Genomic DNA, 16,682 nt, shown 5'->3' with positions numbered 1-16,682 from the left:
CAAATGGATGTAAAAAATCAATCTCATTAAATTAAGGAGAAAAAATGGCGCATATTGCACAGGCCCTGACCATTGCTGGCTCAGACAGCGGCGGCGGTGCGGGTATTCAAGCTGATCTGAAAACCTTTCAAATGCGTAATGTATTTGGAATGAGCGTGATCACCGCCGTTACTGCACAAAACACCTTAGGCGTAACGGATATTCATTTAATCCCCCTTAGCACCATTAACGCACAACTCAAGGCAATTGTAGAAGATTTCACGCCTAATGCAGTAAAAATTGGTATGCTCGGCACGGCTGAAATTATCCAAACTGTGGCTGCTTTTTTGCGTCAACACCCATTTACGAACGTAGTTATCGATCCCGTGATGATCGCCAAAGGCGGCGCAAGTTTATTGCAACAATCTGCAATTCAAGCGATGCGTGAGCAATTATTGCCTTTAGCCGATGTGCTAACGCCAAACCTGCCTGAAGCGGAAGCCTTAACAGGGTTGAAAGCAGAAAATCAACACAGTATTGCAAAAATTGCAGCACGTTTACAACAAATGGGCGCAAAAACCGTGATTATAAAAGGTGGTCATCAGCAAAACAGTGAAAGTGTGCTATGCCAAGATTTTATTTTCACGCCAACACAATCTTTTGTCTTGGAAAGCCCACGCTTTAACACGCCACACACCCACGGCACAGGCTGCACGTTTTCCGCTTGCTTAACCGCTGAACTTGCCAAAGGGCAATCTTTGGAGCAAGCCTGCAAAACCGCTAAAGCCTTTATCACCAGCGCCATCACGCACCCTTTAAATATCGGACATGGACACGGCCCAACTAATCACTGGGCTTATTCACAGGAGCAAAAAAATGGATAAATCAATTTTACGCTGTTATTTAGTCGCCGGCACGCAAGATTGTCGTCATCTGCCAGAATATAATGCAAGCCACCCACAACAAACTTTATTAGATCGTTTAGAACAGGCATTAAAGGCTGGCGTTACTTGTTATCAATTTCGTGAAAAAGGACAATTTTCCTTGCAAAATCCGCAACAAATTGAGCAACTTGCCCGCCAATGCCAAGATTTATGCCAACAATATAATGTGCCTTTTATTATGAATAATGATGTGAAGCTGGCAGAAAAATTGCACGCAGACGGCATTCACGTTGGGCAAAAAGATTTTGCCGTGGATAAGCTGGCTCAACAAATTCAAGGTAAAATGCTCATCGGTTTGTCGGTAAATACCTTGCAACAAGCACAGCAACATAATGCGTTCAATGGCGTAGATTATTATGGTTGCGGCCCGATTTTCCCGACCTTTTCCAAGGCCGACGCCGCGCCAGATGTAGGGATCCATTTTGTGCAATTTTTGCGTGAACAAGGTATTAGCAAGCCTTTGGTTGCGATTGGCGGAATTAAAACCGAACACGTTCCTGCACTTTTACAAGCCGGTGCAGACGGTGTCGCGGTGATTTCGACCATTATGCAAGCAGAAGATGTCGCCGCTACGGTGCAAAAAATTTTGGTAAAATAGTACCGCACTTTTTTAAGCAAAATAAGGTTATATAGGGGTGAATTTGCTCAGATCTAGTGCTTGTGAGCTTTCTTTGTGAAAACAGAAAATTTTGCACCTTATTTTCGAACAATTTCCCATTTCCTTTGTCTTAAGCTGAACAACGAACAAATTTTCTACGAAAAATAAGCGATAAAAATATGCCATTTTTTCTCTTTAAAAACGAAAATTTGTTCATACCTTAAAATAACAACTTAAGAATGACATGGAGAAATTAAGTGAAAAGAAAAAACTTTTTGTTAACAAGTATCGCATTAGGCTTAACGGTATTAAGCACATCAATGGTCTCTCACGCTAATTTACCCGTTCAAGTAGAAGGTCAAACTGTACCCAGTTTAGCCCCAATGTTGCAACGAGTTCTGCCCGCTGTTGTATCCATTGCTGTAGAAGGAAAACAAAAATCACGTTTCCAAACTGATGATATTCCCGAAGAATTCAAGTTTTTCTTCGGCCCTGATGTTTTTGGTGATAATTCACCACGTAGCTTTAAAGGTATCGGTTCAGGAGTGATTATTAATGCGGAAAAAGGCTATGTACTAACAAATAATCACGTTATTGATCAAGCAGATAAAATCACTGTGAAGCTTGAAGATGGACGTGAATTTAAAGCTAAACTTGTAGGGAAAGATGATCTTTCTGATGTTGCGCTATTGGAATTAGAAAATCCTAAAAATCTTACCGAAGTAAAAATAGCTAATTCTGATCAATTGCGTGTCGGTGATTTTACCGTTGCGATCGGCAATCCTTTTGGATTGGGACAAACCGTCACCTCTGGGATAGTCTCTGCCCTTGGTCGATCAACAGGATCTGAACGTGGTAGTTATGAAAACTATATCCAAACCGATGCTGCAGTAAACCGTGGGAATTCAGGGGGACCATTATTGAATTTAAATGGTGAACTTATTGGAATTAATACCGCAATTATCTCTCCAAGTGGTGGAAATGCAGGCATTGCTTTTGCTATTCCAAGCAATATGGCGAATAATTTGGTAAATCAAATTTTAGAATTTGGTGAAGTTCGCCGTGGTTTATTAGGCATAAAAGGGGCTGAACTAAATGCAGATTTAGCCAAAGCCTTAAAACTTAACACTCAACAAGGTGCATTTGTAAGTGAAGTACTACCTGATTCTGCTGCAGAAAAAGCGGGGATTCAAGCGGGAGATGTGATCACCGCTATGAATGGACAGAAATTAGCAAGTTTTGCAGAACTACGTGCTAAAATTGCGACTACCGGTGCAGGAAAAGAAATTGAACTCACTTACTTACGTGATGGAGACAGCAAAACCACTAAAGTGACATTGCAAACAGATGAACAAGCTAGTGCTAGCGCTGATAATGTACTTCCTGCACTAGAAGGTGCTGAACTTGCCAATTACAATGAAAAAGGGCAAAAAGGTGTGGTTATCAACAAAATTAAAGCGAAATCTTTAGCACAACGCCTAGGATTACAAGATGGTGATGTGATTATTGGATTGAACCGTGCACCAATTGAAAATCTAGAGCAACTGCGGAAATCTTTAAAAGATAAACCATCTACAATTGCATTAAGTATTTTGCGTGGAAAAACAAACTTTTATCTATTAGTACAATAAAATTGATAAATAAAAAGAGGCTTGATGTAAATATCAAGCCTCTTTTTTCGTTTAGCTTGTTTATCAGCCTTGCTCAGACAATGCCGCAAGCTGATCTGCTTGATACTCTGTAATAATGGGCTGGATCAATTCATCTATTTTACCGTTCATTACCTCATCTAAACGATAGAGAGTAAGATTAATGCGGTGGTCTGTAACTCGTCCTTGTGGATAGTTATAGGTGCGAATTTTATCCGAACGATCACCTGAACCAAGTAAGTTACGCCGTGTATCAGCTTGCTCGGCAGCCTGTCTTTCTTTTTCTGCCTGTACAATACGTGAAGCAAGCACTGACATCGCTTTGGCTTTGTTTTTATGTTGCGAACGTTCTTCTTGGCATTCCACCACAATACCGGTTGGAATATGTGTGATTCGTACCGCAGAATCTGTAGTATTAACGTGCTGCCCTCCAGCACCTGAGGAACGATAAGTATCAATGCGCAAATCGCTCGGATTGATTTCTGGCAATTCACTTTCAGGTAATTCAGGCATTACTGCAACAGTACAAGCAGATGTATGAATACGTCCTTGTGATTCGGTTTTTGGCACTCGTTGAACACGATGACCACCTGATTCAAATTTCAGTTGACCATATACGTTTTCACCATTAATTTTCACAATAACTTCTTTATATCCGCCCTGCTCACTTTCATTTGCACTGAGTATTTCAACACGCCAACGCTTACTTTCAGCATAACGGCTATACATACGCAATAAATCACCAGCAAAAATGCCCGCTTCATCACCCCCCGTACCAGCTCGGATTTCTAAATAGCAGTTATATTCGTCATTTGGATCTTTAGGCAATAATAAAATTTGTAATTGCGCTTCCAATTGCTCAATTTCGCTTTTACATTCGCTAATTTCCTCTTGCGCCATTTCACGCATACTTGGATCATCAAGCAATAATTCTGCTTCTTCAATATTGCTGTTTAGCTGTTTCCAACGTGCAAAACATTTCACTACGTCTTCAAGTTGAGCGTATTCTTTCGAGTAAGCTCGAAACTTTTCTTGATCATTAATAACGGAGGCATCTCCAAGTAAAGCTTCTAACTCTTCGTGGCGCTCATTTAAACTATCTAATTTACTAATAATAGAGGTTTTCATTGATTACCTTTTTTATATTTGTTAAATCTTCTGCCAAACCAATTATTCTAGCACGATTTCTACAACAATTTGCAAATTAATAGGTTACTGTTCGCCCATAACTTTCTAGAATCTGTTTGATATGATCGAGGGATTCTTTCGTTGGTGGTTTGACATCCTCTAATTCGTATTTTTCCCCCATTGTTTCCCATTTATGGGCACCAAGACGATGATAAGGGAGCAACTCAACTTTTTCGATATTATCCATATGCTGGATAAATTGTCCTAGTAAATGCACATCCTCATCACTGTCCGTCCAGCCTGGTACGACGACGTAGCGAATCCAGACTGGCTTATTGCGTTTTTGTAAATATTTAGCAAATTCAAGGGTACGTTTATTTGGCACGCCAATAAGATTTTGGTGAACGCGATCATTTAACTCTTTAAGATCAAGTAAAACTAAATCCGTTACATCAAGGAGTTCATCAATAATATGATCATAATGACGAACAAAGCCATTAGTATCCAAGCAAGTGTGGATGCCTTCCTTTTTGCAAGCCCTAAACCAATCACGCACAAATTCGGCTTGTAGCACAGCTTCTCCACCAGAAGCTGTCACGCCCCCTCCAGTCGCATTCATAAAATGGCGATAAGTAACCACTTCTTTCATTAGATCTTCTACGGAAATTTCTTTTCCGCCGTGCAGATCCCAAGTATCACGGTTGTGGCAATATTTGCAACGCATTAAACAACCTTGCAAGAACAAGATAAAACGGATTCCCGGGCCATCAACCGTGCCGCAAGATTCATAAGAATGGTAGCGAGCTAAAACAGACATAATGTTCCTTTATTAGAGAGAATATAAAATCGTTAATTTCTATTTAAGGCTTCTAGAAAAGCATTAAATGGAAATCAATCTGCCTAACAGCAAGGCAGATTGTGGATATTATAGCGTAATCTTGACGAAAAAACTTATTTTCCGCTCCACGCTTTGATGGCATTATGGCGAATTTTCACACGGCTTTGAGCATCACCTTTGTAATAATCTTTGGCTAAACCACCTTCCCAATCACCATAGTTTGGATTTGGCAACATAATAAATTTTTTACCAAATTTCTTACTATTTTGTTGAACAAATGCACGGCGTTCGACATTAGATTTATGATAGGTTGCATCGCCAAAATCGTTAAGGTTATCACCAACATAGAGTACAATCTCATAACCTAATTTTTCAATTTCAGCAAAGCGAGGGGATTTATTTGACTTATCTTTTTTCAAATAAAGCACGTCTTCACTTGCACCGATAAAACCAAGAGTTTTCATATCATCAAGGGTTGCGGCTTTTTCTGTGGCATCTTTACGATTAGAAACGTAGAACACTTTACCGTTGTGGCTATTCACATAATTATTAAATTCTACCGCCCCCGGCACTGCAGCGGTTTCACGTGCATTTACCCAGCGAGTCCAATCATCGCCATTAAAACCTTTGCCTGTTCGGACTTGCCAACCTGCATAAGCACTGTTATCCATCATTGTTTCATCTAAATCAACCACAACCGCTTTCTTTTTACCTTTAGCCACTTTGGCTTGATCGAACGCCATTTTGGCAATATTAAAAGCTTGGTGAGTCAACGCTTGATACTCACCTGATTGTTGCACCCAGTTTAAACCTAGTACTGTTTGCTCTTGTAATTGTTGTTCCGCATTTTGCTGACTTGAAGTACAAGCAGTAAGCACAAAAAGGGAAGAAAGGGTGAGTATAGCTAGTTTGAATTTTGTGTTTTTCATTGCTTCTCCTGTAGAAAAGTAAATGGTAGGAAAGTCATTAAAAAATTCGGTAAAAAACTACCGCACTTATTATGGCACATAAAGAAAAGGGAACAATAGATTTTCTCTATGCTCCCTTAAGTTATTTGCTTATTAAAAACTTAATACTTTCAATTACATTGCTTGAGTGAAAGTACGCGTAATCACGTCTTGTTGTTGCTCTTTGGTTAAAGAGTTGAAACGCACGGCGTAACCAGAAACACGGATGGTTAATTGTGGATATTTTTCTGGGTTTTCCATTGCATCTAACAACATTTCACGGTTCATTACGTTCACGTTTAAGTGTTGTCCGCCCTCAACCGTCGCTTCGTGGTGGAAGTAACCATCCATTAAGCCGGCAAGATTGCGTTTTTGTGCTTCGTAATCTTTACCTAATGCGTTTGGTACGATTGAGAAGGTGTAAGAAATTCCGTCTTTCGCATAAGCAAACGGTAATTTCGCCACAGAAGTTAATGAAGCTACCGCACCTTTTTGATCCCGTCCGTGCATTGGGTTTGCTCCCGGTCCGAATGGTGCACCGGCACGGCGACCATCTGGGGTGTTACCTGTTTTCTTACCGTAAACCACGTTAGAAGTAATAGTAAGCACAGATTGTGTTGGGGTTGCGTTGCGATAAGTGTTGTGCGTTTGAATTTTCTTCATAAAGCGTTCAACTAAATCTACTGCTAAATCATCAACACGGCTATCGTTGTTACCAAATTGTGGATATTCACCTTCGATTTCGAAGTCGATAGCCACATTAGAAGCCACGACGTTACCATCTTTATCTTTGATGTCGCCACGGACTGGTTTCACTTTTGCGTATTTAATAGCTGCTAAGGAGTCAGCCGCAACAGAAAGCCCAGCGATACCGCAAGCCATTGTGCGGAATACATCGCGATCGTGGAATGCCATTAATGCAGCTTCATAAGCATATTTATCGTGCATAAAGTGAATGATGTTTAATGCGGTAACGTATTGAGTAGCGAGCCAATCCATAAAACTGTCCATACGTTCCATTACCGTATCAAAGTCTAATACTTCATCAGTAATCGGTGATGATTTAGGTCCTACTTGCATACCTGATTTTTCATCAATACCGCCATTGATTGCGTATAACAAGGTTTTTGCAAGGTTTGCACGTGCACCGAAGAATTGCATTTGTTTACCCACAACCATTGGACTTACACAGCAAGCAATCGCATAGTCATCACTGTTGAAGTCTGGACGCATTAAGTCATCGTTTTCATACTGTACAGATGAAGTATCGATAGATACTTTCGCACAATAGCGTTTGAATGCGTCTGGCAACTGTTCAGACCAAAGAATAGTTAAGTTTGGCTCTGGTGATGGTCCCATTGTGTAAAGGGTGTGTAAGATACGGAAGCTGTTTTTGGTTACTAATGTACGACCATCTAAGCCCATACCTGCCAATGTTTCAGTTGCCCACATTGGGTCGCCAGAGAATAATTGATCGTATTCTGGTGTACGTAAGAAACGCACCATACGTAATTTCATTACTAAATGATCGATTAATTCTTGTGCTTCTTGTTCAGTAATTTTTCCTGCTTTTAGATCACGTTCAATATAAATATCCAAGAAACTTGACACACGACCGAAAGACATCGCTGCCCCATTTTGTGATTTTACTGCTGCAAGATAAGCAAAATAAGTCCATTGAACTGCTTCTTGAGCATTAGATGCTGGGTTGGATATATCAAACCCGTAAGAAGCTGCCATTTCTTTAATTTTACCTAAAGCACGATGTTGCTCTGCAATTTCTTCACGTAATTGGATGGTTGCTTGGATATCTTCACCGCGCTCTAATTTTTCTTGTAATGAATTAAATTGGCTAAATTTATCTTTCATTAAGAAATCTGCACCGTAGAGGGCTAAACGGCGATAATCCCCGATGATACGACCACGGCCATAAGCATCTGGTAAACCAGTGATTACGCCTGATTTACGGCAACGTAAAATATCTGGAGTGTAAACATCAAACACCCCTTGGTTATGGGTTTTACGGTATTCTGTAAAGATGTGTTCAATTTCAGGTTTTAATTCGCGGCGATAAACTTGGCACGAACCTTTCACCATTTTAATCCCGCCATAAGGCATAATGGCACGTTTTAATGGTGCATCAGTTTGTAAACCCACAATTTTTTCTAAACTTTGGTCAATATAACCTGGTTTATGTGAAGTAATTGTTGATGGGGTATCGGTATCAATGTCATAAGGTTCGTGAGTTTTGTTCTCAACCTTAATTTTTTCCATCACTTCATTCCATAATTTAGTGGTTGCTTCAGTTGCACCAGCAAGGAATGATTCATCACCTTCATAAGGGGTGTAGTTTTTTTGAATAAAATCGCGTACGTTTACTTCGGTTTGCCAGTCACCCGGCGCAAAACCTTCCCACGCTTTTTTTTGCGCTTCTGTTAGTTGAGTCATTACTATTTTCCTTTAACGTAAATAAAATTTTAACTATGTAAAAACGGTGAAAAAACAACCGCTCTTACGCCAAACTAATGTGAATGTGGTTTATTAGTAAACCACTGCATCAATGCAATACATACCCCGCCACCAACGATATTACCAAGAGTAACAGGAATAAGATTTTTTACGACAAAATGATAAGCATCTAAATCTGCAAACTGTGTTGCGTTCAGTCCAAGGGCTTGCCAGAATTCCGCGGTGCTACAATGTGCCGTAATAATCCCAAGAGGAATCATAAACATATTCGCCACACTATGCTCAAAGCCTGAAGAAACAAATAGACCGATCGGCAAAATCATAATCAAGGCTTTGTCTGTTAAGGTCTTCCCAGCATAGCTCATCCACACCGCAATGCACACCATAATGTTACATAAAATGCCTAAGCTAAAAGCTTCAAACCAGCTATGATGAATCTTATGTTGGGCGGTTTTTAAAATCGTCAAGCCCCATTGTCCATTGACGGCCATTGTTTGTCCAGCAAACCAGATCAAGCCTGCGATAATAATTGCTCCAACGAAATTGCCTAAATAAACGGCAACCCAGTTGCGTAACATTTGAATGGTATTGATGCGTTGCCCTGCGCGCGCCACCAACGTCATTGTTGATGAGGTGAACAATTCAGAGCCACAGATAACGACCATAATGACTCCTATAGAGAATACTAAACCGCCAACCAGTTTAGCTAATCCCCAAGAAGCCTCAGATAGTCCTGTTTGCGTGGTGGTATAAAAAACAAAAGCAAGTGCAATAAACGCTCCTGCTGAAATTGCGGAAAGAAAAGAATAGAATTGATTTTTAGTGGCTTTATAAACCCCAATATCTTCAGCGAGCTGAGCCATTTCCGTTGGCGTTGCCATAAAACTCACGGCATTTTCTTTTTTCATTCTACCCCCTAAAAGTTACAGGTTAATTCTAAGGGATATGTCCTAAACTTTAAACTAAAAAAGATTTTATTTTTTATAAAATTTGTTGTAAATCAATTTTTACAACATTGAATTAACATATCGCAATATTATTAAACTTATATTTAACAAATTAATAACAAAAAGTAATCTAGATTGCTATTTTTGAACTTTTCTGATAAAAATAGCCGCACTTATCAATACGACTCTCAAGCAACAATATCTCTTTAAAACACAAGGATTTTCCTATGGCAGAAGAAACCATTTTCAGCAAAATTATTCGTAAAGAAATCCCAGCAAATATCCTCTATCAAGATGAATTAGTTACCGCATTTCGTGATATTTCACCACAAGCGGCAACTCATATTTTAATCATTCCAAATAAACTGATCCCAACAGTGAACGATGTTACTGAGCAAGATGAAGTGGCGTTAGGGCGTTTATTTACCGTGGCGGCCAAGTTGGCTGAGCAAGAAGGCATTGCGCAAGATGGCTATCGCCTTATCGTCAATTGTAACAAACACGGTGGGCAAGAAGTGTATCATTTACATATGCACTTACTTGGTGGTGAACCTTTAGGAAAAATGTTGGCAAAATAATGAAAAAACTATTTTTTCTATGCGGATTAAGCCTATTACTTGCTGCTTGTAGTTCCACGCCTTCGCAAAATATTGTGAACGAGAATGAGCCAATTTTAAATGTAGAAGCCAATCTAGCACCGTTGATTGAAACCAAATTACACCGCAACAATGTTTGGCTAAAAAATACCAGCACACATTTGCTTGATGTTGCTTATTATTTCTTTTGGTATGATAAAAATGGTGTAACCCAAGGGGAAGAGCCAAATTTACAAACACCTTCTAGTTTGCTGTTGCAACCAAGCCAACAAACCAACTTAACGCCTGTTCCCCCCAACGAGCAAAGCGTCAATTACCGTGTATATCTTCGTTTAAATAAATTGCAATAAGGATTTCAATGTCAGCGTTACTTATCGATCTTACTGGGCAAGAAGTTAGCCAAGAAGAATTAGAATTGCTTGCGCACCCACTAGTCGCTGGCGTAATTTTATTTACCCGCAACTTTTATGATCGTGAGCAAATTCAACACCTTGTCGCTACCTTGCGGCAGAAAGTAAAGAAACCTTTATTGATTACCGTAGATCAAGAAGGTGGACGTGTACAACGTTTCCGTGAGGGCTTTACCCAACTGCCAGCAATGCAAACTTTTGCCAGTTTGATCACCGAACCACAGCAACAACAAGCAATGGCGTTACAAGCTGGCTGGCAAATGGCAACAGAAATGATCGCACTAGATATTGATTTGAGTTTTGCCCCCGTGCTGGATTTAGGTCATCAATGTCGTGCTATTGGTGATCGCAGTTTTCACGATGAAGCCGAGAAAACCCTTGATCTCGCTCGCCAATTTATCATCGGAATGAAACAAGCAGGAATGGCAAGCACAGGCAAGCATTTCCCTGGACACGGTCACGTTCTGGCGGATTCTCACCTTGAAACGCCTTATGATGAACGTACAAAAGTAGAAATTTTTAATCAAGATATTGTGCCATTTCAACAACTGATTGCAGAAAATTATCTTGATGCCGTGATGCCTGCACACGTTATTTATACCCAATGCGATCCACAACCAGCTAGCGGCTCCGCTTACTGGTTGCAACACGTACTCCGCCAACAGCTTGGCTTTAAAGGGGCGATTTTCTCTGATGATTTAGGAATGAAAGGCGCAGGCTTTATGGGGGATTTTGTGGCGCGTTGTCAGCAATCACTCAATGCAGGGTGCGATTTACTATTGCTATGTAACGAACGCGAAGGTGTGATCCAAGTATTGGATCATTTCCAACCGCAAGAAACAGCCGAGCAATATGCCCTGCGCCAACAACGTTTGCAGGGTTTGTTTAAACGTAGCCAGTTAGATTGGAAAACCTTAGAAAAATCATCACGTTGGCAAGAAAATCAGCAAAAATTGACCGCACTTCAACAAACTTGGTTAGCGAGCGCCTAAATGTCAGCAATGCCAGTTTGTCCGCACTTTATGGCAGGACAATGCCGTTCTTGCCAATGGATTGAAATGCCTTACGCAAAACAGCTTGATGAAAAAAAAGCCGATTTAGTTCAACAACTTAATGGGCTTGAACAATCACAGCTTGAATGGTTGCCACCTTATACATCAGAACAACAAGGTTTTCGTAATAAAGCGAAAATGGTAGTGAGCGGTTCGGTGGAACGCCCAATTTTAGGTATTTTGACCTCTCCCAATGATCCACAAAGTGCGGTGGATTTATCTGATTGTTTGCTCTACCCTGCGCATTTCACTGAGATTTTCGCCCAATTAAAAATCTTTATCGGACGAGCGGGCTTAGTGCCTTATAATATCGCGAAACGCAAAGGCGAACTGAAATACATTTTGCTCACCGAAAGCCAAAGCAACGGCACATTAATGTTACGTTTTGTGTTGCGATCTACCGCCAAACTGGCACTTATTCAACGAGAATTACCACAATTCTTGGCAAACTTACCACAAATAAAAGTGGTGAGCCTAAATATACAACCGAAACACGCGGCGATTTTAGAAGGGGAAGAAGAAATTTTTCTCACGCAACAAAAACAGCTTGCCGAAAATTTTAATCAAATTCCGTTATTTATTCGTCCGCAAGGCTTTTTCCAAACCAATCCAAAGGTGGCAGAAGGCTTATATGGCACGGCACAACAATGGATTAAAGATCTTCCCATTAAAAAAATCTGGGATCTGTTTTGCGGTGTAGGTGGATTTGGCTTGCATTGTGCGGCGATCTTGCAACAAAAAGGCGTAAACGTGCAATTAACGGGCATTGAAATTTCCCCTTCTGCCATTGCAAGTGCCAGCCTGTCAGCAGAAAAATTAGACTTAATGCAGGTGAAATTTCAATCCTTGGACGCAGCAAATTTCGCCTTAGCACAAAATGAAAGACCAGATTTGCTGATCGTCAATCCGCCACGCCGTGGCATCGGCAAAGAGTTGGCTCAATTTCTCAATAAATTACAACCGCACTTTATTTTGTATTCCAGCTGCAATGCGGTTTCAATGGGTAAAGACTTGCAAGAATTAGCCAACTACCAAGCACAGAAAATCCAACTTTTTGATATGTTTCCTCATACCTCGCATTATGAGGTACTGGTGTTATTAAATAAAGTTCAAAAGATATAATAAAAGCTACTAAAAATCGCTAAAAAACTACATATGCCAGCTCTCAAAAAACGGCACCACTTTCCAGCTTGGCTAGTATTATTTATCGGTAATCTGATGGTATGTCATATGGCTTCGTAGCGTATTTAATTGGGTTTTAATCTAATATAAAGTACATCAGAATGAAAAAAACAAAAAAAGCCCTTTCATTGAAAGGGCTAAAAATATTTGGAGTCATACTTTTTAGGGTATGGGCGTATAATAGGCTAAAAAAATTTAATATGCAACAATTATTTAACAATTAACCATTTTTTAACAATTATTTATCATTTATATGGGGATTACGCGTGTTAACGTTCACCAAGTTTCGCATTAGCAAAGCATAATCCAAATCCAAATCTTCTGGCACATCAAGGAAAACAAAATGCCCGTCTCCTAGCGCGGCTTCCACCTCTTCGCCTTTACGATTAAGCATACGTTCAATTTTGAACACGATATTGCCTTTCGGTGTCATTAATTCCACTTCATCGCCAAGTAAGAATTTATTTTTTACCGCCACTTCAGCTAAGCCATCTTTACGTGTGCCGGTAAATTCACCAACAAATTGCTGACGTTCAGAAATGCTATAACCATAGTCATAGTTTTGGTATTCATCGTGCGTATGGCGGCGTAAAAAGCCCTCGGTATAGCCACGGTGTGCAAGGCTTTCAAGGGTATCCATTAAACTTTCATCAAAAGGTTTACCTGCGGCGGCATCATCAATCGCTTTGCGGTAAACCTGTGCGGTTCTTGCGCAATAATAGAAAGATTTCGTTCTTCCTTCAATTTTCAACGAATGCACGCCAATTTGCGTGAGTTTTTCAACGTGTTGCACAGCACGCAAATCTTTTGAATTCATAATGTAAGTGCCGTGTTCGTCTTCAAAGGCAGACATTTTTTCTTCTGGACGCTGGCTTTCTGCGAGCAAGAAAACTTTGTCCGTAGTTTGCCCTTCGCCCAAGGTTGGCGCGACATTTTTCACGGGGATTTCATTGCCAATAATGTTGCCCACGTCGTCTTCCTTGCCTTCTTCCACCGAATATTCCCAACGGCACGCATTAGTGCAAGTGCCTTGGTTTGGATCACGCTTGTTGATGTAACCCGAAAGCAAACAACGCCCTGAATAGGCCATACATAACGCCCCGTGGACGAAAATTTCAATTTCCATATCTGGCACTTGTTGACGGATTTCCGCAATTTCATCAATAGAAAGCTCACGGGATAAAATCACGCGGGTTAGCCCCATTTGTTTCCAGAACTTCACTGTTGCCCAGTTCACTGCATTGGCTTGCACCGAAAGGTGAATATCAATATCAGGGAAATGTTCACGCACAAGCATAATCAACCCTGGGTCAGACATAATTAAAGCATCGGGCTTCATCTCCACCACTGGCTGGAGATCTTTAATAAAGGTTTTTAATTTGGAATTGTGTGGTGCAATATTCACCACCACATAGAATTTTTTGCCAAGCGCGTGCGCTTCATCAATCCCTATTTTCAAATTGGCGTGGTTAAATTCATTGTTGCGAACACGCAAACTATAACGTGGCTGCCCTGCATAAACGGCATCAGCGCCATAAGCAAAGGCATAGCGCATATTTTTTAATGAACCTGCGGGCGAAAGCAGTTCTGGTTTAAATGTGGTTGTCATAAATTTCTCTTTGTGTCTGATTACAAGTCAGGCATTCACTCAAGGTAAATGCGTAAAGGCAATTATTGTAGGGGGATTTTGCAATTTGTAAAGTAAAGAGAGAAAAAGTGCGGTGGAAATTTTGTCAATTTTTTCACCGCACTTAATAAGGGCAATTATTGTTGCTCTGGGGCTAAATTTTCTTCATTGGTTGTGGGGAATATTTCACCATTAATCCAAGTTTGATCCCCTTCTTTTTTTATTTCAATAGTGTAATTATCACCATTTTCTTTTAAATAAGGATTAAGTTGCCCTTCAGGATTGATCCAATCATTAATTAATGACCACGAAGTTGAGTTTTTATCTTTCAATAAATTCTCTTTGAATAATTTATTGTCAAAGGTGAAAGAAAGACCAATATTTGTATTCTTCCATTTTTTTAATAATAAAGCGGAAGATCTTTTATCTTTTTGCTCTTGTAAAATTCCTGATTTTAAACTCAGCGTTCCTTCAAACGAGGTAGCTAAACTGGACGGATAAGTATCTAACTCACCACTTAATGTTGCCTGCTCAATATTAATTGCAATATTTTTAATTGGCGGATAAATGATTAAGTCAGTATAATCATTTACACTAAGATATTTAGTGCAGACTGCTTGATAGATAATATTATTACAAATATTTAAAGGTATAATCGCTCCTACATTTGTTGCTGTCAATGGAAGGCTGATTTTCCCATTTCTCAATTGGAACTGCTCTTTTTTATTTACATAGCTTGCTAGGGTAAGCTCAATATTTTCATTATCTTGCTTATCTTCAGAAATAGCACCACTTGCACCAATTTCTATTCCTTTAAGCATAATATCATCACCCAAAATAAATTCATCTATTTTAAATATTGCTTGTTGTGATTGATTATAATCTTGTGCCAAGTTTTTTAAGATAGAGATAAAGTTGACTTTATCTTTTTCTAATTGCTTAGCTTCTTGTTTACTTTCTGGCGAGTTGGCTTTTGAAAATAGTTGAATATTTGATTTTAATAATTCTAGTTGCATAGCCAGATTGACATTTTTATTATCGCCTTCCAATTGTATCCCTTTGATTTGAAAATGTTTATTATCATCTCTGTTTTGCCAAGATTTTAATGTAAGGGCATAGTTACTTTGCACGTTTGATAAGTCAGCAAAAGATCCTTTAAAAGAAGACGAGAAGTTATTAAAAGAAGTGTTCTTATCTTTTTCTTTATGTGTTAAGGTTAAGTTTTCAAAATTAAAACTCGCTTCACTTTCTTTATTTTTAAATAATAAATCCAAAGACTGATTAATAATTTCGACCTTGTTTAATTCATTTTTATCGTTAAGCAAATGCAATAATTTTGCATAGCTAAATTGATTTGGAATGTCTTTTTGTGCAAGTTGAAGTGCTACATTTTTTAACTGAATTGTAGAATGTTTAGGATTTGTATCTGTAATAATTATTCCATCGGCGTTTATTTTAGCACTTAAGTTGTAATTACTACCAGATAATGATTTATCTAAATTATAATCTACTTTTTGTAGTTTAATATTTGTATTATCTCCATTTAAGAAATAAATATCACCTTCTTTAAGTTGAATGGAAACATTTTCAATATCATATTGAGTATCATCAATAGGGATAGGGATAAGTGTAGTACTAGCTGTTAAATCGTTAATTTTTGAATTTGCATCATAATTGAAGCCAGATAAATGGCCTTGAAGTTCCATTAGGTGGCTTTTAGGTTCAAAGTTAAGATCAATAATCAATGTTTGTGATTTATTGGTGAGATCACGAAATTGGGTATCAATATTTGATTGGAAATAATCTCCAATAACAGAAAATTTACTTGTGATATTATTTTTATCAATAGTAACTTTAAAATTTTTGTTTAATTCTTTTACAAAGCTTGGGATAAGGGCTGAATCTGCAAGTACGGCAAAAGGAAGTGCGGTGAGCTTTGTTTGAATAATTTCACTAGATGTGTTGGATTCAGCATTAGAGAGTGTGAGAATAAGTTCGCGGCTAAAGAAATTTTTCTTTTGTTCAACCACATCTAACTGAAATTTATCTCGCAGCGAATAAGGGAATTTTTGCAGGATTTGATCAATTTTATGATTAGTGTAAATTTGTGCGCCTAAAGCTAATATGGCTGTAATCAAGGATAATGAACCAACAATTTTTACTTTTTTATTCATAGACTTTCCTAACTTTAGGGATTGATTTCTTAGAAGTATAGCGGATTTATAGCCGAGCGATAAGAGCTTTGCTATGAATTTGTTTCATAAAATAATGAAATTTTTGGAATTGACAGCTACCCCTTTTATCTTTAATGTTATA

The 16,682-nt window shown here is 39.0% G+C and carries 14 protein-coding genes; 7 read left to right on the top strand and 7 right to left on the bottom strand.

The window, feature by feature from the left end; all coding sequences use genetic code 11:
• Positions 1-44 precede the first annotated feature (44 nt).
• From thiD to L5B71_RS00690, 3 genes are all read left to right on the top strand, one after another.
• Entirely contained in the window at positions 45-863 is an 819-nt protein-coding gene (gene thiD / locus L5B71_RS00700) for a bifunctional hydroxymethylpyrimidine kinase/phosphomethylpyrimidine kinase (protein WP_265756393.1), read from the top strand.
• Positions 856-1,521 carry a thiamine phosphate synthase gene (gene thiE / locus L5B71_RS00695; RefSeq protein ID WP_265756392.1) on the top strand — a complete coding sequence of 222 codons (666 nt, stop codon included), beginning with the start codon at positions 856-858 and terminating at the stop codon, positions 1,519-1,521. The genes thiD and thiE overlap by 8 nt, the downstream gene beginning before the upstream one ends.
• Positions 1,522-1,778: 257 nt before the next feature.
• A complete protein-coding gene (locus L5B71_RS00690) occupies positions 1,779-3,152 on the top strand; it encodes a Do family serine endopeptidase (RefSeq protein WP_265756390.1) in 1,374 nt (457 codons plus the stop codon).
• Between the two features lie 63 nt (positions 3,153-3,215).
• On the opposite strand, the gene prfA is transcribed toward L5B71_RS00690, so the two are convergent.
• The 5 genes from prfA to focA all read right to left on the bottom strand — a co-directional run bounded on the left by prfA (position 3,216) and on the right by focA (position 9,460).
• Positions 3,216-4,298, bottom strand: a complete 1,083-nt coding sequence (gene prfA / locus L5B71_RS00685) for a peptide chain release factor 1 (RefSeq protein WP_265756389.1) — start codon at positions 4,296-4,298, stop codon at positions 3,216-3,218.
• A 76-nt stretch (positions 4,299-4,374) separates the two neighbouring features.
• Entirely contained in the window at positions 4,375-5,115 is a 741-nt protein-coding gene (gene pflA / locus L5B71_RS00680; protein ID WP_265756388.1) for a pyruvate formate lyase 1-activating protein, read from the bottom strand.
• A gap of 134 nt (positions 5,116-5,249) precedes the next feature.
• Positions 5,250-6,065 (bottom strand): 5'-nucleotidase, lipoprotein e(P4) family, encoded by an 816-nt coding sequence (locus L5B71_RS00675; protein WP_265756387.1) that lies wholly within the window; start codon positions 6,063-6,065, stop codon positions 5,250-5,252.
• Between the two features lie 153 nt (positions 6,066-6,218).
• Positions 6,219-8,531, bottom strand: a complete 2,313-nt coding sequence (pflB, locus tag L5B71_RS00670) for a formate C-acetyltransferase (protein WP_265756386.1) — start codon at positions 8,529-8,531, stop codon at positions 6,219-6,221.
• Positions 8,532-8,605: 74 nt separating this feature from the next.
• Positions 8,606-9,460 carry a formate transporter FocA gene (gene focA, locus L5B71_RS00665; RefSeq protein ID WP_265756385.1) on the bottom strand — a complete coding sequence of 285 codons (855 nt, stop codon included), beginning with the start codon at positions 9,458-9,460 and terminating at the stop codon, positions 8,606-8,608.
• Positions 9,461-9,726: 266 nt separating this feature from the next.
• Here focA and hinT point away from each other — a divergent pair, with 266 nt between their 5' ends.
• Genes hinT through rlmC form a run of 4 tightly spaced genes read left to right on the top strand, consistent with a single transcriptional unit; the run spans position 9,727 to position 12,679 of the window.
• Entirely contained in the window at positions 9,727-10,077 is a 351-nt protein-coding gene (hinT, locus tag L5B71_RS00660; RefSeq protein WP_265756384.1) for a purine nucleoside phosphoramidase, read from the top strand.
• Complete coding sequence (locus tag L5B71_RS00655) at positions 10,077-10,445, top strand: YcfL family protein (protein ID WP_265756383.1); 369 nt, start codon at positions 10,077-10,079, stop codon at positions 10,443-10,445. The genes hinT and L5B71_RS00655 overlap by 1 nt, the downstream gene beginning before the upstream one ends.
• Before the next feature lie 8 nt (positions 10,446-10,453).
• Positions 10,454-11,497 (top strand): beta-N-acetylhexosaminidase, encoded by a 1,044-nt coding sequence (gene nagZ / locus L5B71_RS00650; RefSeq protein WP_265756382.1) that lies wholly within the window; start codon positions 10,454-10,456, stop codon positions 11,495-11,497.
• Positions 11,498-11,506: 9 nt separating this feature from the next.
• Positions 11,507-12,679 (top strand): 23S rRNA (uracil(747)-C(5))-methyltransferase RlmC, encoded by a 1,173-nt coding sequence (rlmC, locus tag L5B71_RS00645; RefSeq protein WP_265757757.1) that lies wholly within the window; start codon positions 11,507-11,509, stop codon positions 12,677-12,679.
• Between the two features lie 298 nt (positions 12,680-12,977).
• On the opposite strand, the gene trhP is transcribed toward rlmC, so the two are convergent.
• Together trhP and L5B71_RS00635 are read right to left on the bottom strand one after the other, a co-directional pair.
• Positions 12,978-14,348: a prephenate-dependent tRNA uridine(34) hydroxylase TrhP gene (gene trhP, locus L5B71_RS00640; RefSeq protein WP_265756381.1), complete on the bottom strand. Its 1,371-nt coding sequence runs from the start codon at positions 14,346-14,348 to the stop codon at positions 12,978-12,980.
• A gap of 155 nt (positions 14,349-14,503) precedes the next feature.
• Complete coding sequence (locus L5B71_RS00635; protein WP_265756380.1) at positions 14,504-16,540, bottom strand: hypothetical protein; 2,037 nt, start codon at positions 16,538-16,540, stop codon at positions 14,504-14,506.
• Positions 16,541-16,682 lie beyond the last annotated feature (142 nt).

The sequence above is a fragment of the Avibacterium sp. 21-586 genome (genome assembly GCF_026226775.1).
Classification (GTDB): Bacteria; Pseudomonadota; Gammaproteobacteria; order Enterobacterales; family Pasteurellaceae; genus Avibacterium.
This window is presented reverse-complemented; position numbering and strand designations above follow the sequence as displayed.